Origin of the sequence: Burkholderia sp. MSMB1835, assembly GCF_001526365.1 — a bacterium.
Taxonomy (GTDB): domain Bacteria; phylum Pseudomonadota; class Gammaproteobacteria; order Burkholderiales; family Burkholderiaceae; genus Burkholderia.
Window position 1 is genome coordinate 25,052 of record NZ_LOYP01000048.1, and the last position, 17,974, is coordinate 43,025.

General features: G+C 66.8%; 21 protein-coding genes. 8 read left to right on the plus strand and 13 right to left on the minus strand.

All coding sequences use genetic code 11. From position 1 onward, the window contains the following. Positions 1-3: 3 nt before the first annotated feature. The gene (locus WS96_RS21225) at positions 4-249 is read left to right on the plus strand and encodes a hypothetical protein (protein WP_059835141.1); all 246 of its coding nucleotides are present in this window, start codon (positions 4-6) and stop codon (positions 247-249) included. Between the two features lie 22 nt (positions 250-271). On the opposite strand, the gene WS96_RS21230 is transcribed toward WS96_RS21225, so the two are convergent. The 4 genes from WS96_RS21230 to WS96_RS21245 all read right to left on the minus strand — a co-directional run bounded on the left by WS96_RS21230 (position 272) and on the right by WS96_RS21245 (position 4,370). Next, positions 272-1,363, minus strand: coding sequence for a lactonase family protein (locus WS96_RS21230; protein ID WP_059835143.1), 1,092 nt, complete (start codon positions 1,361-1,363; stop codon positions 272-274). Between the two features lie 94 nt (positions 1,364-1,457). Next, entirely contained in the window at positions 1,458-2,810 is a 1,353-nt protein-coding gene (locus WS96_RS21235; protein WP_059781851.1) for a TRAP transporter large permease, read from the minus strand. A gap of 4 nt (positions 2,811-2,814) precedes the next feature. Continuing rightward, complete coding sequence (locus WS96_RS21240; protein ID WP_059835145.1) at positions 2,815-3,387, minus strand: TRAP transporter small permease; 573 nt, start codon at positions 3,385-3,387, stop codon at positions 2,815-2,817. Then, positions 3,384-4,370 (minus strand): TRAP transporter substrate-binding protein, encoded by a 987-nt coding sequence (locus tag WS96_RS21245; protein WP_034208954.1) that lies wholly within the window; start codon positions 4,368-4,370, stop codon positions 3,384-3,386. The genes WS96_RS21240 and WS96_RS21245 overlap by 4 nt, the downstream gene beginning before the upstream one ends. A 590-nt stretch (positions 4,371-4,960) precedes the next feature. Here WS96_RS21245 and WS96_RS21250 point away from each other — a divergent pair. Together WS96_RS21250 and WS96_RS21255 are read left to right on the plus strand one after the other, a co-directional pair. Beyond that, positions 4,961-7,126 (plus strand): glycoside hydrolase family 28 protein, encoded by a 2,166-nt coding sequence (locus WS96_RS21250; RefSeq protein WP_059835148.1) that lies wholly within the window; start codon positions 4,961-4,963, stop codon positions 7,124-7,126. Between the two features lie 90 nt (positions 7,127-7,216). Continuing rightward, positions 7,217-7,411, plus strand: a complete 195-nt coding sequence (locus WS96_RS21255) for a hypothetical protein (protein ID WP_059835149.1) — start codon at positions 7,217-7,219, stop codon at positions 7,409-7,411. Between the two features lie 35 nt (positions 7,412-7,446). Here WS96_RS21255 and WS96_RS21260 read toward each other — a convergent pair whose 3' ends face one another. The 4 genes from WS96_RS21260 to WS96_RS34110 all read right to left on the minus strand — a co-directional run bounded on the left by WS96_RS21260 (position 7,447) and on the right by WS96_RS34110 (position 11,051). Beyond that, complete coding sequence (locus WS96_RS21260) at positions 7,447-8,421, minus strand: helix-turn-helix transcriptional regulator (protein WP_257128029.1); 975 nt, start codon at positions 8,419-8,421, stop codon at positions 7,447-7,449. A gap of 389 nt (positions 8,422-8,810) precedes the next feature. Then, complete coding sequence (locus WS96_RS21265; protein WP_034208950.1) at positions 8,811-9,062, minus strand: hypothetical protein; 252 nt, start codon at positions 9,060-9,062, stop codon at positions 8,811-8,813. Between the two features lie 355 nt (positions 9,063-9,417). Then, the gene (locus tag WS96_RS21270; RefSeq protein WP_082720319.1) at positions 9,418-10,470 is read right to left on the minus strand and encodes an ankyrin repeat domain-containing protein; all 1,053 of its coding nucleotides are present in this window, start codon (positions 10,468-10,470) and stop codon (positions 9,418-9,420) included. Positions 10,471-10,574: 104 nt separating this feature from the next. Next, entirely contained in the window at positions 10,575-11,051 is a 477-nt protein-coding gene (locus tag WS96_RS34110; protein ID WP_179949967.1) for a hypothetical protein, read from the minus strand. A 176-nt stretch (positions 11,052-11,227) separates the two neighbouring features. On the opposite strand from WS96_RS34110, the gene WS96_RS21280 reads away from it, so the two are divergent. Further along, a complete protein-coding gene (locus WS96_RS21280; RefSeq protein ID WP_179949968.1) occupies positions 11,228-12,286 on the plus strand; it encodes an NAD-dependent epimerase/dehydratase family protein in 1,059 nt (352 codons plus the stop codon). Beyond that, complete coding sequence (locus WS96_RS34550; protein WP_257128030.1) at positions 12,283-12,426, plus strand: hypothetical protein; 144 nt, start codon at positions 12,283-12,285, stop codon at positions 12,424-12,426. The genes WS96_RS21280 and WS96_RS34550 overlap by 4 nt, the downstream gene beginning before the upstream one ends. A 129-nt stretch (positions 12,427-12,555) precedes the next feature. Here WS96_RS34550 and WS96_RS21285 read toward each other — a convergent pair whose 3' ends face one another. Continuing rightward, positions 12,556-13,044, minus strand: coding sequence for a RidA family protein (locus WS96_RS21285; RefSeq protein WP_059835153.1), 489 nt, complete (start codon positions 13,042-13,044; stop codon positions 12,556-12,558). A gap of 227 nt (positions 13,045-13,271) precedes the next feature. Here WS96_RS21285 and WS96_RS21290 point away from each other — a divergent pair, with 227 nt between their 5' ends. Beyond that, complete coding sequence (locus WS96_RS21290) at positions 13,272-13,571, plus strand: H-NS histone family protein (protein ID WP_059835155.1); 300 nt, start codon at positions 13,272-13,274, stop codon at positions 13,569-13,571. A gap of 172 nt (positions 13,572-13,743) precedes the next feature. On the opposite strand, the gene WS96_RS21295 is transcribed toward WS96_RS21290, so the two are convergent. The 3 genes from WS96_RS21295 to WS96_RS21300 form a co-directional block, all read right to left on the minus strand. Continuing rightward, positions 13,744-14,076: a cupin domain-containing protein gene (locus WS96_RS21295; RefSeq protein ID WP_059835157.1), complete on the minus strand. Its 333-nt coding sequence runs from the start codon at positions 14,074-14,076 to the stop codon at positions 13,744-13,746. 41 nt (positions 14,077-14,117) lie between these two features. After that, positions 14,118-14,435 (minus strand): hypothetical protein, encoded by a 318-nt coding sequence (locus tag WS96_RS33800; RefSeq protein WP_156443675.1) that lies wholly within the window; start codon positions 14,433-14,435, stop codon positions 14,118-14,120. A gap of 203 nt (positions 14,436-14,638) precedes the next feature. Continuing rightward, the gene (locus WS96_RS21300; RefSeq protein WP_059835159.1) at positions 14,639-15,562 is read right to left on the minus strand and encodes a LysR family transcriptional regulator; all 924 of its coding nucleotides are present in this window, start codon (positions 15,560-15,562) and stop codon (positions 14,639-14,641) included. Positions 15,563-15,629: 67 nt separating this feature from the next. Between WS96_RS21300 and WS96_RS21305 the strand changes: the two genes are divergently transcribed. Then, complete coding sequence (locus WS96_RS21305; protein ID WP_059835161.1) at positions 15,630-16,247, plus strand: LysE family translocator; 618 nt, start codon at positions 15,630-15,632, stop codon at positions 16,245-16,247. A gap of 32 nt (positions 16,248-16,279) precedes the next feature. Here WS96_RS21305 and WS96_RS21310 read toward each other — a convergent pair whose 3' ends face one another. Next, complete coding sequence (locus WS96_RS21310) at positions 16,280-16,912, minus strand: FMN-dependent NADH-azoreductase (protein ID WP_059835163.1); 633 nt, start codon at positions 16,910-16,912, stop codon at positions 16,280-16,282. A 132-nt stretch (positions 16,913-17,044) separates the two neighbouring features. Here WS96_RS21310 and WS96_RS21315 point away from each other — a divergent pair, with 132 nt between their 5' ends. Continuing rightward, positions 17,045-17,968: a LysR substrate-binding domain-containing protein gene (locus WS96_RS21315; protein WP_059835165.1), complete on the plus strand. Its 924-nt coding sequence runs from the start codon at positions 17,045-17,047 to the stop codon at positions 17,966-17,968. Positions 17,969-17,974 lie beyond the last annotated feature (6 nt).

Genomic DNA, 17,974 nt, shown 5'->3' on the forward strand with positions numbered 1-17,974 from the left:
CGCATGATGTTTCGACACTCGCCCGGCCCGCACACCATGGCCGAACCGGACACCGACGAGCGTCCGTCCTCCGGCATCCCGGGAACGTTGCCCGACTCGGGCGTCGTGGTGAACGTGCGCGGCGTCGCTTACGTGATCCGGTTGCCGCCGCGCGACCATGCGCGCCCGGCGCTGTGGCGCGCGCTGGCCGACTGGCGCGACGAGCGGTCGGCCAACGGCGACGTCGAGCCGGCGCCGCGCCGGGACTGATCGTCTGCGGGGCGGCCGGCCGTCAGTTCGTCCCGTCGTACGTGACGATCTCGACCCAGTTCGCACCCTTGCCGACCGGATACTTGCCGATCGCGTCCAGGCGCCCGGTGCGGCCGTCGATCCGGTACACGGCCAGCGTCGGCGACAATTGCCCGGCCGCGAGCAGATACCGGCCCGACGGATCGATCGCGAAGCCGCGCGGCTGCTGCTCGGTCGCGAACGTGCCGATTCGCGCGAGCGTGCCCGACTGCGCGTCGACGCGATACGCGGCGAGCGTGCTCGACGTGCGCTCCGATGCATACAGGAAGCGACCGTCGGGCGTCAGATGCAGGTCGGCGCCCCACGGCTTGTCGCCGTGAAAATCGGGCGGCAGGATCGATACGGCCTGGATCGGCCGCGCATCGGCACCGCCGTGCGACAGCGCGATCGCGTGCAGCTTGCCGTCGAGCTCATCGATCAGGTACGCGAACCGCCCGTTCGGCGAAAACACGAAATGGCGCGGGCCCGACTTCTCCGGCAGCCGATACGCGGGCTCGCCCGTGTCGGTCAGCCTGCCGGTCGACGCATCGAACGGCAGGCGCAGCCACGCATCGGCGCCGAGCACCGACGCGAACGCATGGCGGCCGTCCGGCGACTGGCGGATCGCATGCGCCATCGGGCCGGTCTTCACCGTCTGCAACACGTCGCCCGCGACGCCGTCCGCGCCGATCCGGTTCACCGCGAGCAGATTGCCGCCGTACGACGCCGAGAACAGGTAGCGGCCCGACGCATCGGTCGACACGTACGCCATGCTGTCCGCGAGCGGTGCACGGCCCAGCTCGAACAGCCGCCCGTCGAGCGGATTGATCGCGAAGCTGACGACGCGATACGGCGTCGAGCGCAACGCCGCGTAGAGGCGACGATGATCGGGCGACAGCGCCATCGGCATCACCGCGCCGCCGACCGGCACGGTTTCGATCGCGGTCAGCGCACCGTTCGACGTGTCGACGCCGAACACCGAGATGTCGCGGCTGTCGCTGTTCGACACGTACGCATACGTCGCCGCGTGCGCGAGCGAGGCCGCCATCGTCAACGCGGCCGCCGCGACGGCGCGCCGCACGAGAGTCGTTTGCATGGAAGTGACGGGAAGTGAAGAAAGGGAGCCGCGCATGCGAGCGCGGCGCCGGACCACCTCGGTCGTCCGGCGCCGCGACGGGCGAAGCACGCCGTCAGAACACCGCGTGCCCACTGATCAGGCTCGGCAGCCACGTCGAGAAGAACGGCAGGTACGTGACGATGTTGATCGCGCTGAAGATCGCCAGATAGTACGGCCACGCCATCTTCGTGGTCTCGCCGATCGACACGTTGCCTATCGCGCAGCCGACGAACTGCACCGACCCGATCGGCGGGTGCACGAGACCGAGCGAGCAGTTCAGCAGCAGCATGATCCCGAACTGCACCGGCCCGACGCCGCACGCCATCGCGATCGGCAGGAACAGCGGCGTCGTGATCAGGATGTGCGCGGCCATGTCGACGAACGTGCCGAGAAACACCTGGATGATGTTGATGTACAGCAGCATCAGCCACGGCGCCGCGGTCGACTGCTTCAGCAACCCTTCGATCGCATCCGGAATCTCCAGGTACGACATCTGGAAGCGCAGCATGTTGGACACCGCGATCAGCAGCAGCACGACGCCCGTCGTGCGCGCCGCATGCGACAGCGCGCGGCGCAGCTTCTCGGCGGTGAGCGTCCGGTAGACCACCGCGGTCAGCACGAGCGAGTAGACCACGGCGATCGCGGCCGCTTCGGTCGCGGTGGCGATGCCCTTCGCGACGCACACGAGGATGATCGCGATCACCATCAGCCCGGGCACCGCGCCGACGAAGCTGCGCAGCACCGCATACCAGCCGGGAAACCGCGGCAGCGCGGACGAGCCGTCATCGCGGCGCGGATAACCGTGACGCACGGCCTGCCAGTACGCGGCGGCGAGCACGAAGCCCATCACCCACAACACCGGCAGGAGTCCCGAGAACAGCAGGTCGCCGATCGACACGCCGCTCACCGGCTGGCCGTGCAGCATCCCGGTGATGCCCTGCGCGGCGAACGCGTAGATGATCATGTTGGTCGACGTCGGCATCAGCGCGCCGGCGAGCGACGCATGCGTGGTCACGTTGACCGCGTACGCGGCGCTGTAGCCTTCGCGCTTCATCAGCGGAATCACCACGCCGCCCATCGCCGACGTATCGGCGGTCGGCGAACCCGACACGCCGCCGAACAGCGTGCACGCGACGACGTTCGCCATCCCGAGGCCGCCGCGGAAGTGGCCGACGCTCGCCTGCGCGAAGCGCAGGATCCGGTCCGCGATGCCGCCATGCAGCATCAGTTCGCCGGAGAAGATGAAGAACGGCACCGCGAGAAACGAGAACGCGTTCATCCCCGAGATCATCGCCTGCATCGCGGTCGCGATCGGCAGGCCTTCGACCATGTAGGTCAGCACGCACGCAATGCCGAGCGCGAACGACACGGGCACGCCGAGGACGAGAAATATCAGAAAACTGACGGACAGGATCGCGAGTTCCATGGCGTTATTGTCCCGACGAAGAACGACGAAGCGCGAGCAGGTGCTCGAGCGAGAAGAGGACGATCGCAACCGCCGCGGGCATCGAGATCAGGTAGCGCACGCCTTCGGGCAGCCCGATGATCGGAATGCGGTCGCCCATCGTCTCGGCGGCCATGCTGCCGCAGCCGATCATGATCATGATCGCGAACGCGATCAGGCTCAGGTGCTGGATCGCGACGACGACCGTGCGCGCCTTCGGCGACAGCCGGCGCACCAGCGAATCGAGGCCGATATGGCCGCCGTCGCGCACCTTCATCGCCGCGCCGAACATCGCGATCACGATCACGAGCAACAACGCGATCGGCTCGACGAAATCCGGCGCGTTGTCGAACGCGTAGCGCATCACGACCGCATAGAACACCAGCACCGTGAGCACCGCGAGGCACGCCGACGCGATCACGGCCAGCACGCGAAACAGCACGTCGTTCACGCAGCGCAACAGCGGCGCGGCGTGCGGCCGCGCCGCCGTTGCGTCGTCCGGGGCGGCGCCCGGCGCGGCCGCGGCCGCCGCGCCGTTCAGGGAAGTGCGACGCGTCACTTGGTGGCCTCGATCTCGTCGACGATCTGCTTCATCTGCGGGGTCTTTTCATACTTGGTCCACAGCGGCTGCATCGCCTTCACGAACGCCGCGCGGTCGATCTGCGCGGCCGGCAGGATCTTCGCGCCGCCCTTCGTCACCATCTGCTGCGCGGAGGCTTCGCGTGCGGTCCACAGCTTCTGGTAGTACGGCACCGAATCGGCCGCCGCCTTCCTGATCGCCGCCTGCTCCTGCGGCGACAGCGTGTCCCAGATCTTCTTCGAGAACACCAGCACTTCCGGCGTCATCGCGTGCTGCGTCTCCGAGTAATCGGGCGCGACTTCGTAATGCTTGGTTTCCTCGTACGACGGCAGGTTGTTTTCCGCCGCGTCGACGAGGCCCGTCTTCAAGCCCGTGTACACCTCGGCGAACGGCATCGGCGTCGGCGTGCCGCCCATCGCCTTGATCTCGTCGACCATCAGGTCGGACGGTTGCACGCGCACCTTCAGCCCCTTCATGTCCGCCGGCGAGCGCACCGGGCGCTTCGCGTAGATCGAGCGCGCGCCGCTCTCGTAGAACGTCAGCGCGATCATCCCCTTCGCGGTGAACGCATCGAGGATCTTCTGGCCGGCCGGGCCGTACATCGCCTTGCGGAAATGGTCGACGTCGCGGAACAGGAACGGGAACGACGGGATCAGCGATTCCGGCACGATCTCGTTGAACGATGCGCCGTTCACGCGCGCCATGTCGATCGCGCCGATCCGCACCTGGTCGACCGTGTCCTTTTCCGAGCCGAGCGCGCTGTTGCCGAACACCTTGATCGAATCCTTGCCGCCCGTCTGCTTCGACAGCTCGTCGCCCATGAACTTCACGGCCATGTTGGTCGGGAAGTTGTCGCCGTGCACGTCCGCCGAGCGGAACACGCGCGCCTGCGCGGACATCGCGAAGCCGGCCAGCAGTGCGACGGCCAGCGCGGTACGGGAGCCGGTGAATCGGTGCTTCATGGTGAGTCTCCTTGATGGTCGATCGTTGTTGTGCGGCGATCCGTCGGCCCGCGCGTGCGTCGCCGATGCGCTTCCTCGAACCGCAGAGTCATACGTCGTATGACGTGTTGAGCGAATGTACGTCGGTTAACCGTTTAACTCACTTGGTGCATACCCCTATAACCGCTGCCGTCAAAGGCTTTTGGCAGGAAACGGGGAATCGCATTCTCTGATTTCGCGCTTTTCCGCGAAACGTTTTCCGGAAACGGGCCGACAGGCGAATCGGACGCCGACGACGTGCTTTCCCGACATCCGACGGTCTTCTTTCGCTTCGCTTGCCATCGTTATAGGATGACTGATCACAACACAGTCACGCCGTCGCGATGCCACGAGCATGCGCCGGCCGCATTGCACGCGACACATTCCGCACGACGCGATTCGCGCCCGTGGCACCCGACCGACGACCCGCGCCGGCGGCCGCGGCCGCCCGTTTCGATCTTGCCGGCAACGCGTCTATCGCCCGCCCGCTTGCGCCGCGGGACACGCGCCGCCGAACGCCCCGATACCAACCCGACATCGCGCAGCCGATGCCTCTTCAGGAGATCTCCGTCATGACCTTTCCCGTTTCTCGGCCGCATGCCCGGCCGAACCGCCGCCCGCGCGCGCTCGGCCTGCTCGCCGCGCTGCTCGCCACCGCCGCGGCACTCACTGCCTGCGGCGGCGACGACACGCGTCCCGGCGGCGGCGCCGCGCCCACCGCGCCGCCCGCGACCAGCGTGTTCCAGGTCGGCACGACGACCGTCGACCCGAACCTGCCGCCCGAGCCGGCGCTGCCCGCCGATACGCAGGTATGCAGCACGCTCGAAGCCGCCAATACGCTCGTGAGCCGCCCCGACGGCTCGCTGCCGCCGGAGGCCGACCCGTCGACGGCCGGCGTCGGCAAGGCCGTGTCGACCGCGACGGCCAACCCCGACCAGGCGCGCATCCAGGCCGCGCTCGACGCCTGCGGCGCGGCCGTCGACGCCGAAGTCGGCGCGACGATCGCGGCGGCGGACGCCGCGGCCACCGCCGCGCAGAAGACGGCTGCCGCGCCGAACGTGAACATCGCCGGCGCGGCCGGCGAGGAACTCGCGAAGCCGAAGTACCGCGCGAGCAAGTTCGCGGTGCGGCTCGTCGTCAATCGCACGGGGCCCGGCAACGGCTTCATCAGCGGGCCGCTGACGCTGCCGTCCGGCGTCACCCTGTGGATCGACAAGGGCGTCACGCTGTATGCGTCGCGCGACGTGAAGGCGTATTCGCCGAACGCCGCCGGCCCGTACTGCGGCAACACGGCCGTCAGCGCGACGAAAGCCGGCAGCTCGTCGAACTGCGCCGCGCTGATCACGGGCACCAACCTCGTCAACGCGGCGGTGGTCGGCGACGGCCGGATCGACGGCCGCGGCTACGCGGAGCTCGTGACGTCCGACGCGAAATACCCGCTGATGAAGGTCGACCTGACCTGCTCGAACACTTACGCGGCCTACAAGAGCGGCACCGTGGCGCCCGACGGCACCGCGTGCGACGACGGCGGCACCGTCGTCGATTCGAAATCGACGGTGCGCAACATGACGTGGTGGGATCTCGCGTATCTCGGCAACATGGTGCAGAACGGCACGACCGGCTTCGGCTCGCAGTCGAATTTCCGGCTGATGGTGTTCAACTACGCGAAGAACCTCACGCTGTACCGCATCACGCTGAACAACAGCCCGAATTTCCACGTGGTGCCGAGCGGCGTCGACGGGCTGACGATCTGGAACGTGAAGGTGCAGACGCCCACGCTCGCCGCGTTCGCGAACCCGGCCGGCAACGGCAACCCGCTGTACAACGGGCAGACGTTCAATGCGGACAACGTGAAGAACACCGACGCGTTCGACCCGGGCTCCGCGGCGAAGCCGACGTCGGTGGCGCTGTCGACCGGCAGCACGACGACGTCCGCCGCCACGATCGCGTTCGACGGCTACCTGAAGAACTTCGTGTTCGCATACAACTACGTGAGCACCGGCGACGACGACATCGCGCTCAAGGGCAGCAACAACCCGGCGCCGGCCGGCTCGGGGCTGTTCGGCATCGACGGCAATCGCGACGTGCGCGCCGACCGCAAATGGGGCGTCGCGATCGCGCACAACCACATCTACTGGGGGCACGGCATCTCGATCGGCAGCGAAACCAACGGCGGCGTGGCCAACGTTCAGGTGTACGACAATTCGTTTCGCGATTCGGAGGAAGGGCTGCGCATCAAGTCCGACTATGCGCGCGGCGGCGAAGTGAGCAACATCCACTACGCGAACATCTGCATCCGCGACGCGAAGAATGCGCTGCTGTTCACGCCGTACTACAGCACGAAGGCCGTGCCCGCGAGCGGCCCGCTGTATCCGAACTTCCACGACATCTCGCTTGCGAACGTCGTGATCGAGGGCGCGGCCGGCGTGAAGCTGCAGGGGTTCGAGGCGAACACCGGGGGCTATGGCGAACCGGCGTTTCCGCTCGCGATGTCGCTGACCGACGTGGTGGCCGATACGCCCGACGGCATCGCGACGATCGCGTCCGACGCGAACCTCACGCTGCGCAACGTGAACCTGCCGGTGTTCCCGTCGGCTGCGAACCGGGTGGTCGTCGACGGCGCCGCGGTCCATGCGATCGATCCGGCCAGCGTGCTCGACTGCAGCAAGGCGTTCGTCGACTTCCCGGGCATCGACCAGTCGAACCCGTTCGGGTCGACGTGGGCGCCGGCGCTGTAACCCGCGGTCGTTCCGTCGCCGTCGCGCGTGCCGCCCGGCGGGCACGCGCGATGCTCGCCGCGACATCGTGCAACGAAAAAGGAGCCTGCGATGTCGACCACGAAGCCATCGGCGCCCCACGATCCGCCTGCCTCGCCGAATGCCGGCGACGAAGGCCCGGCCGACGCGCCGGGCATCGGCGAGGACACCTGCCGCGTCTGCCGCGGCACCGGCCGCGTGGAGGGCCAGCCATGCACCGTCTGCGGCGGGACCGGCAAGATACTGCAGGGAATCGGCGGCGGCTAGGTAAAAACGCAGTCCCGGCGGCGCGCGTTGGCCGCTCAGGTCTGCATGACCAGCGACGTGAGTTGGGCCGCGCGCGCCACGTCCGTTTTCGTGTAGATCGACTTGATCTGCGCGCGCACCGTGCCGATCGACACGCCGCGCAGCGCCGCGCATTCTTGCGGCGAGCGCCCGTCGCAGCACAGCAGCACCGCGAGTTCGGCTTCCGCCGACGACAGCCCGTAGAACACGCGCAGGCGCTGCGCGCGCGCCGACGGCGAACGCAGGTCGGCGGCCGTCATCAGCACCGCGACGCCGGGCCGTTCGCGCGCGAGGCGCGACTGTTCGGGAACGGGAATCAGCGCAAGCGGCAGCGGCTCGCCCGTCGCACGACGCAGCAACAGCCCGCCGCGGGCGAATGCATGCCGCCATTGCGCGTCGTCGACGCAGCCTTCCGGCACGAAACGGCCGCTCACGATCCGCAGCGCCGGTTCGGCGGCGATCAGTCGATCGGCCGCGCGGTTCGTATAGCGCAGTTCGCGCTGCGCGCCGAGCAGGAACACCGGCACCGGCACCACGTCGAGCGCCGATTCCGCGGCGGCCACGCGCGCTTCGAGCTCGCCGATGCGCGCGTGGATGCGCAGCGCGCGGCTGATGTGCGCGCCCATGATTTCGATGGCGCGACGCTGCTCATCGGCCAGCCCTTGCGATTCGGGGCCGCTCTGCACGCTGAGGAAAGCGCCCGCACCGTCGCCGCGATGGATGTACAGGCCCGAGATGCCGCCGAGCCCGAACGGCTGCATGAATTCCCGATAGAACACGCCATGTGTGCGCTGCCGCACCGACAGATGCTTGACGTCCTCGAACCAGCGCCCTGCCGGCCAGTCGGCAGCCACCGGCACGACCGGGTCGTACAGGTAGAACTCGGTGTTGTAGCGGTGGTGGCACGCGGCGACCCATGACGGATCGTCGCCGGCCGCCTGCTCGATCGCCGGCAGCCTTGCCGCGTCGTCGAACGACAGCAGTGTGGCCATGCGTACGCCGACCGACCGACGCAGCCCGTCCAGCACCGTTTCCCATCGTTGGTCGCCCAGTGCCGCAGCGTAGACGTCATCGATCCATGCCGACGAAACCAACCCGTTCATCTGCATCTGGCCACCCCGCGCCGTGCGTTTTTGTCGAACGCCGTTTGGGCATCTTAGTCAATCGGCCTCATTGTTCAAATCGCCGATGCGGGTTTGGTCGAAATACCACATTCGTTACCGTTTCTGGTCAGACGTAATGGCCGTTTCCGATAGCGCAACGCAACCCGCGTCGACGCACACGGCGGCCTGCGCGGCGTCGATCGACGCGAGCATCCGGCTCGAAGGACGCAGCGGGCGGCGCGACGAAACGCGTGGCGCGGCCCGACTCGACGATGCACTTACTTCATCGTCGCGAACCGCACTTCCATCTCGTCGATCTTCGCGAGCACCGCTTCGCTCAGCTTTCTGACGTGACGCGGCACGTCGGGCGTCGACATCAGTTCCTCGATACGCCCGCGCCAGTATCGCGGATGCCTGACGCGCCCCGCCCCCGACATCGACACGTCGTCGATGTCCGTCTCGCTGTCCAGCAGCGCCACCATGCGCTGGATGTGCGAGAGCTCTCGTTCCACATAGTCTCGTGCGAGCATAGTGATTGAGATTCCCCGAAATACGACATCAGGCCTTCCGTCATCGACGCGCCGTCGTTCGCGGTGCCAACGACGCACCGCATACGTTGCGCATCAGCGTATGCGACGACTGTGTCAATCGACTGTGCGGACGTTCACGGCGACCGACACGGAACGACAGGCCTGCTCGATTGTTCTGGTGATATCCGGTCCCCGGTGCCTCGTTGCTCATCGTAGGCGTACCGCCCGGCGCCGGCATCCCCAAAAATGGGGATGCCGGCCGATATGGGTCGGGTGATGACTTCCGGAAACGCCGGGGAGCCGTAACGGCCGGCGGGGGCGGCCGGCCGGCTCCGCAAGGCGACGGCGCCGCGCGCTACCGACGATACGACGGCGGCGCGAGTTCGAGCGGATCGGGGTTCAGGCGCACCCACGCCACCGCGAGCCGGCACAGTTGCGCCGGGTCGCCGGATTGACGCTTGACGTCCTGCACGACGGCCTCCATGTCCGCCAGATCGGCCGCCGGCAGCGACGTGCCGGTGCGCACGATCGCCGCGAACGCATCGGCCATCTTCCTGAAATCGGCGTCCCAGTTGCAGCCGCCGTTGTGTTCGAGTTCATGCGCGATGCGGCCCGAGATCCGGATGAGTTCGCCCTGCACCGTCGCCGCGTGCCCCGTTCCCGGCACCAGTTGCGTCCACAATGCCTGATGCTGTTGCTGCCAGGTTCCGGCCGCGACGACGATCGGCGAGCGGCCGTCGTGCAGCCGGCGACGCGGCGCCGGGGGCACGTCGAACAGCGTGTAGAGGCGGTCCAGCGCAGCGCTCGCCGCGTCGACCTCCTGCGGGTTGTAGCGCTCGCGCATGAACTCGAAACGCTCGCCGATTTCGGCGACGCTGGCCTGCATCTGCGGCGTCTTTGCCGCACCGGCGCCGAGCAGCACGTCGGCGAGCGCCGCCATGTGCTCGAGATCCGCGTTGCCGCAGGTGCGCAAGGCGCGCTCGAGCGGCGTCTGGCCGTCCCGGTTCAATGCATCGACGCGCGCGCCGTGCTCGAGCAGCAGGCGCGCGGACAACGCATGACGCGAGTCGGCCGCCGCATGCAGCGGCGTGCCGATCGACGCGCCGTCGTCGTGAACGTCCGCGCCGAGTTCGAGCAGCACGTCGAAGCGGCTGCGCCGGCTGCGCACACGCACGTGCAATGCCGTGTTGCCGTACGCATCGGCTGCGCCGATATCCGCGCCGTGCGCGACGAGCCAGCGCGCGAGATCGTCGGGACACCGGTCGAACGACAGCGCGGTCCGCTTGCTCGGGCCGCCGCGCGCATTCACGTCGCAGGTGTCGAACACCGCCTGAAGCTTCGCCATGTCGCCTTCGTCCAGCAGCGCGTCGAAGTCCTTCGGCAGCAGCTTCTTTTTTGCTTTCGGCATGGCGGCTCTCCTGCCTTCGATCGAGTCCGTATCGTCGGCCGTTCGTCAAAGTGTTAATGCGGTGTTGCATCCGTCGCCGGTGCGCGCGCAACCGGCCGCATCCGTCAGTCCAGCGGCTCCAGCGCCTCCAGCCCGTCCGGGAGCCCGGATGCGCCGCCGAGCTTCGTGATGTTCCAGCGTGCGGCGTCGTTCCAGTCGTAATCCATTCGATAGGAAAACCGGGCATTGGCGCGAAACAGCGCGGCGCGGAACGTCCTGCCGTCGTTCGCGAGCGCGTCGCGCAGTTGCGGCCCGATGCGCATGATCCCGCCGACGAAATCGCGGTGCTCCATGGTCGACACCAGCTCGACGCCGGCCGCCGTCGCATATGACGCACGCACGCCGTACTGCCCGTCGCCCGGCGCGCTGAAGCAAACGTAAACTTCGCGCCAGCCGGGAAAAGCGGATTGCATGTAGCCGATTACGTGCCTGGCGAATTCGATCACCTTTTCTGTCGCGTCGTCGCTCATCGAGCGTCCCCGAAATGAGATCGGAGACGAGCGTAATCGGACCCGACGCGGCGCGTCAATGGCCGCCGGCAAACCGGCGCGCGGCCCGTTCGTCGGCCCCGGAACCGTCAGCGGTCCCGAGCATCGCCGCGGGCCACCGGTATCGTGCCGCCCGTCGCGCCTTGCATGTCGATCGACGCGCCTGGCGCGTGAAGCGACGCGCAAAAGGCGGCATCATGGCGCATCTCCCCTGCAACGGAATCCCGCCCATGGACATCGATACCGACCACCCCGTCATGGTGACGGGCGCAACCGGATACGTCGCCGGCTGGCTCGTGCAGCGTCTGCTCGAGGCCGGCCTGACGGTCCATGCGGCCGTCCGCGACCCCGACAGCCCGGACAAGCTGAAGCATCTCCAGCGCATCGCGGCCGGCAGGCCCGGCACGATCCGCTATTTCCGCGCCGACCTGCTCGAACCCGGGTCGTACGAGGACGCGATGGCGGGTTGCGCGATCGTGTTCCATACCGCGTCGCCATTCACGGTCACCGTTCGCGATCCGCAAAAGGAACTGGTCGATCCGGCGTTGCTCGGCACGCGCAACGTACTCGAGACGGCCAACCGCACGCCATCGGTGCGGCGCGTCGTGCTGACCAGCAGTTGCGCGGCGATCTACGGCGACAACGCCGATCTCGCAGCGACGCCCGACGGTATGTTCACCGAAGCAGTCTGGAACACCAGTTCGTCGCTCACCCATCAACCCTATTCGTATTCGAAGACGGTCGCCGAGCGCGAAGCGTGGCAGATCGCCCGCCGGCAGCAACGCTGGGATCTCGTCACCATCAATCCGTCGCTCGTGATCGGGCCCGGCATCAACCCGTACGCGACGTCGGAGAGCTTCGAGATCGTGCGGCAGATGGGCGACGGCACGATGAAGGCCGGCGTGCCCGATCTCGGCATGGGCGCGGTGGATGTCCGCGACGTGGCCGACGCGCATCTGCGTGCGGCGTTTTTGCCGAGCGCCAATGGGCGCTACATCGTCTCGGCGCACGACACGAACCTGCCGGCGATGGCCGCCACGCTGCTGGAACGGTATGGCGCCGACTATCCGATTCCGCGACGCATCCTGCCGAAGTGGCTGGTGTGGCTGGTCGGCCCGCTCGTGAACAAGAGCGTGACGCGCCGCGTGATCGCGCGCAACGTCGGGCTGCCCTGGCGCGCGGACAACAGCCGCAGCCGCAACGAACTGGGCGTCCGCTATCGCCCGCTCGCCGAGTCGATGAACGACTTCTTTCAGCAGCTCGTCGAAACCGGGCAATTGCGGCGATGAACCGCTTCGCGCAGCGTCCGCTCGGCGACGATGGCGCGAACTTCAAAACCCTGCCGGCGGTAGTTCGCGCGAAGCTCGCGCGGCATGGCCTCGATCGCTCGAACCTGCTCTCCGGTCAGATCGCCTTCCTGCCCGGCTAGCGGGATCCGGATTCGTTCTTCCGCGCATTCGATGAATGGACCGGGACGACGCCCGAAGCCGCCCGCTCGCACACGGCGCGCCGATCGACGCAAGGCGGCGGCCCGTCCGGTCGGCGCGGCCATTCCCGGTCAACCGGCGGCGCCGCTGCGATTCAGTCCGAAAATGAAATCGGCTTCGACCGACGCGCCCTTCGGCAATTGCAGCACGCCGACAGACGAGCGCGTATGGACGCCGGCGTCGCCGAGCACGGCATACAACACGTCCGACGCGCCGTCGGCCACCTCGCTTTGCATCGCGAAGCCGGGCGCGCTGCGCACGTACACGGTCATGCGCGGCACCGTCGCGATCGCATCGAGCGTGCCGCACTGCTTGCGGATCAGCGCCAGCGCGCGCAGTGCGGAAATGCCGGCCGCGCGGCGGCCGTCGTCCAGCGAAACGGATTCGCCCACGATGCCGACGAAATGCACGACTTCCCCGATTCGCGGAATCTGGCCGGCGACGTAAGCCGTCGTTCCGTCGACCAGGACGGGCGTGTACTTTCCGCCGATCCTGATCGTTTCGTCCGGATCGAATCCGAATTCGGCTGCGACATGTTTCAGTTTGTCATCCCTGTTCATCAGTGAATTCCCCAATCCTTCTGAAAAAAGATAAAGAATAATTGAGTCTCCGAAGCTTGTCCCGCATGAGAAGATCGGACGCAAACGATCCAATCAAACGACTTCTCAGGTGTTCGAAGCAGTCGTGCATTGCCATATCCGCAATGCAATTCGTAGTCGACGCAATTTTCTTCGTCATTTCCGGTTGAAACCGCTATCATGTATGGACACAACCTGAAGAGTGATATATGGCAACTTACAAGGAACTGAAAGCTCAAATGGACGCTTTGGCCGAGAAAGCCGAAGCAGCGCGCGCCGCTGAATTCCAGGCGGTCGTCGACGACATCCGCACCAAAGTCGCGGAATACGGCATCACCGAAAAAGACATTTTCGGTACGCGTCGCGGTCGGCCGGCCAGACAGGCGGGCGCTCCCGTGCAGGCCAAGTATCGCGATCCGAAGACCGGGGCGACTTGGTCGGGCCGCGGTCGCGCGCCCGCATGGATCAAGGATGCGAAGAATCGCAATCGATTCCTGATCCAGGAATAAGATTGCCCGCCTGGGCCGGCGCGTGATTCAACACGCTGTCCGGCAATTTGGGCATGGATTGGCGCATCGATACCGGCGGTATTCCAAAGCCGCTCCGGTAGACGAGGTTTTGCCCGCTCGGCGTGTCGCGCACAGGTCCATTCATCGATCGTGCCGCACGCCCATCCTTTCTTCAGCGTTCGTAATAGATCGCAAGCCAGACGGTTTGCACTTCGTCATGCGTCCATGCGACACGATGACGGCAATGCGGCTCGATCAGCACGTAATCTCCCGCGCGCATATCGAGCCGCGTCGCATCCGCTTCGAATTCGAGCACGGCCGCGCCGGACAGCAGCACGACCCATTCGGCCCGCGGGTCGTCATACCAGAACCCGTCCGGGCTCGCATGCCCCATCGATACGATCCGCTCGACGTTCACGCGCGAGCCCGTGGCGAGCCTGTCGATTCGCTCGTCGCCGCCGCGCCGCCCGTCGACGGCGAATAAATTACCGGTTTGAAGTTGCATGGCTTCGCCTCGTCGTCGATCTTCGGGTAAAGGATGCGGATTTAAAGGCAACGGGAAATATGCGCTGCAGCCTGACGCGCCCTGGCTTGCCCCGCGTCGTTAAAAGCCATGTCAAAAAGATGAAGAATGACGACGATTTCATCGGCGCTCATTCGTTGCAACGATAAAGCGCGCATCGGCTTTCTTTTAGCGACGCGCGCACCATCACGCGTCATTTCCGGTAAAAGCCGGCCGACATCCTGCCGGCCCCGGCAGCATCGGGCCAGGGCAATCAGGCGCAAACGTTCGCCCGGCAATTCGACAATCCCGCTTGCAGTGCGCTGTCCCGATCGATGCATTTTCCGTTCGCTGGCCGGCATGAGCAAGCATCGGGAAGTCCATTCACGCTTTATTTCGATTCGAGGCGGCGTTTGCCCGACGAGCGGCGATATTGCCCGGGGCACCGATATCGATGCGAGCGCCGACGAAGTACCGGCCTTCGCGGCGCGCGGGTTCGCATGGTGCGTCGCGCATCCGCGCACACGCTTCGCCGGTCATTCGAAAGCGCGCCCAACAGCCGTCGTCAGACCATCGCCCTCAACCATCCCAGCAACGCCGCGTGCGCGCTCCCGTCCATCGCCGGCGTCGGCGTCAACAGGTAGTAATCCGATCCATCCTCGACGAACCCCATCGGCGCAACCAGCACACCGCTTTCGATGTCGTCGCGCACCAGGTGCCACGGTCCGATCGCGACTCCCAGCCCCGCGACGGCCGCCTGCAGACTGAAGTAGAAATGATCGAACCGCTGCCCGCGCCCGTTCGCGGCCGGTTGATTCGCCGCCGCCGCCCAGGCATGCCATGCGTCCGGCCGGGTGCGCGTATGCAGTCGCACAGCGTCGGGCTTCAACGCGCGGGCGCCGCGACGCGACGCAAACCACGCACCGACCTTGTCCGGCCGGCAAACCGGCCCCACGCGTTCGGCGAACAGATGCTCGGCGTGATACGCCGCCGGCCACGCGAAATCGTTGCGACGAATCGCCATGTCGATGCCGCCGTCGAACGAGAACGGCCCGCCGGCCGCGGCCAGATGGATATCGACGCCCGCATGCCGCGCCTGGAAATCCGGCCAGCGCGGCATCAGCCAGCGCATCAGGAGTGTCGGCTCGCACGACAGCACCGAACGCCGCGCACGGGCGGCTTCGGTACGCAAGGCGTGAGCGGCGTGACGCATCAGGCCCAGGCCGTCATGAACGGCCTGCGCGAGGGTGCGGCCCGCCTCGGTCAGGAACACGCGACGGCTGCGCCGCTCGAACAGCGCCACGCCCAGATCGTCCTCGAGCAGACGCACCGCGCGACTGACCGCGCCATGGGTCAGGCACAGCTCGTCTGCCGCGCGGCTGAAATGCTCGTGACGCGCCGCCGCCTCGAAACAACGCAGCGCCATCAGCGACGGCAGGCCGGCACGGACCGATTGTGATTCAAACTCACCATTCTGGTCAGAAATCATCGTTTTTCCTGATGAAGCACGATCGATAGGATTGTGCCATCAAGATACCCACCGCAGGAGCGACACGATGACCGAATTGATAGTCGTAGTCACCATCACGCTGCTGGCCGTCATCAGCCCGGGGCCGGACTTCGCGATGGTCACGCGCAACAGCCTGATGCTGTCGCGTCGTTCCGGCGTACTCACCGCATGCGGGATCGGGCTCGGCGTCATCGTCCACGTGAGCTACACGCTGCTGGGCGTCGGGCTCCTGATTCGTCAGTCGGCGTGGCTCTTCGATACCGTCAAGCTGATCGGCGCGATCTACCTGGTCTACCTCGGCGCAAGGATGCTCATGACGAAAGCCGGCGGCGTGCAAGCCGACACCACCGTGGCGCCGCTGTCCGATCTCGCCGCGCTGCGCACGGGCTTTCTGACCAATGCGCTGAATCCCAAAACCACGGTGTTCATCGTCAGCCTGTTCATGCAGGCAGTCCGGCCCGACACGTCGTTGATCGTGCAGATCGGCTACGGCGCGTTCATCGCGGCCGCCCATGCCGGCTGGTTCAGCCTCGTGGCCTGCTGTTTCTCGGCCACGGCTGTCCGCGATCGCCTGCTGTCGCTGCGGCACTGGATCGATCGTACGTTCGGATGCCTGCTGGTGGGCTTCGGCGTCGCACTCGCCATCGCCCGGGGCGGGCGCTGACGCCACCCGCGCGGATGCGCGGCGCCGACACGTCAGAACGTCCGCGCGATCGCCCGTGCGTCGTCGATCGCCCGGCGCGGATCGACCTTTCCGTCCGCACCGAACAACGTGCGCTCGACGACGATTCCGGTAACGTCCGTCACGCCCACGAACTTGAGCCACGTTTCCATGTAAGGGCGCTGCAGATCGAACTCGGCGGCCGGCGTAAACGACCCCGGCGACTGGTAGGCGAGCCCGCGTGCATAGACCACCGCCGCCTTTTTGCCGGCCAGCTTGCCGGCAAACCCCGCTGCGTCGAACGTGAACAACACGTCCTTCTGCGAGATCACGTCGATCAGGTGCTTGAGCTTGTACGGAATACTGAAATTCCACAGCGGCACGCCGAACAGGAATTTGTCCGCTTCGTGAAACGGCGCCGCGAGCCGTTCGATCTGCTGCCACGCCGCCGCCTGCTCCGGCGTCAACGCGGTGCCGCTCAGCCCCGCATATTTCGCGGCCAGCGCGGCGCCGTCGAATTCGGGCATCGGCAGATCCCAGATATCGAGCTTCCGAATCTCGTGCGTGGGATGGGCATGCCGGTACGCGTCGAGAAACGCGTCGCACACCTCGATGGACGCCGAATGAGCCTTGTTGGGTGAGCCTTCGATATAGAGCACGCGTGTCATGGCGCCGGTCCTTGCCAAGGGTGACGACGGCGCGCCCGATGCTCGCTCGCCCACCGCGCTTCACAGCCTATCCGGCCGGCCTATAATCCGGAAACGATATTAATTGATCGATTTAACCCAGATTGGTGATGAATGAACCCTCCTCTCGATACGGCGCTGCTTCATACCTTCGTTGCGGTTGCCGACGTGCGCAGCTTCACTCGCGCCGGGCGGCGGCTGAACCTCAGCCAGTCCGCGGTCAGCGCGCAGATCGTTCGCCTCGAGGACCAGGTCGGGCAGGCGCTGCTCGTGCGCAATACGCGCAGCGTGACGCTGACCGCGCACGGCGAGACGCTGCTCGGCTACGCGCGGGCGATGCTCAATCTGAGCGAGGAAGCACGGGCCAGGCTGGGAACGGGTGACGCCGTCGACGTCAAGCTGCGGATCGGCGTGTCGGAGGACTTCGCAGGCGGCTGGCTTGCGGATTTGATGCGCCGCCACGGCGCCGCGCGGCGCGGCCTGCGGCTGGATCTGGTCGTCGACATCGGCGACAGCCTGTTTCGACGGCACGCCAACGGCGAATTCGATCTCGTGATCGGCAGCCGGTGTTCGCACTCGGGCCACGGCGCGACGTTGTGGCGAGAGCCGCTCGCCTGGGCGTTCGCGCGCCACGAGCCGCTTCCGGAAGGCGACGTGCCGCTCGCGTGCTTCCCCGATCCGTGCCCGTACCGCGGCGCCGCCATCAAGGCGCTCGCGCTGGCCGGCATGCACTACCGGATCGCGTGCGAAAGTCCGAGCGTGACCGGCATCCGGAGCTTCGCACGGGCCGGCATCGCGATTGCGCCCGTGCCGCGCAGTGCGATCGACGACACGCTCCGCGAATTGGGCGTGCCCGAAGGTTTGCCGGCGCTGCCGGAGATGGAATTCGTGATGATGCACGACGCGCGGATGCCGGCAGCGGCCGAATTCGCCGCGACGATTCTGGACGAGACGGCTGCCCGCACGGGCGCGGGCAAGGATAGCCGCGCGCGTCGCCGCCGGGCGTCCACGACGACGAAGCCCGGCTCGAATCGCTAACGCGAA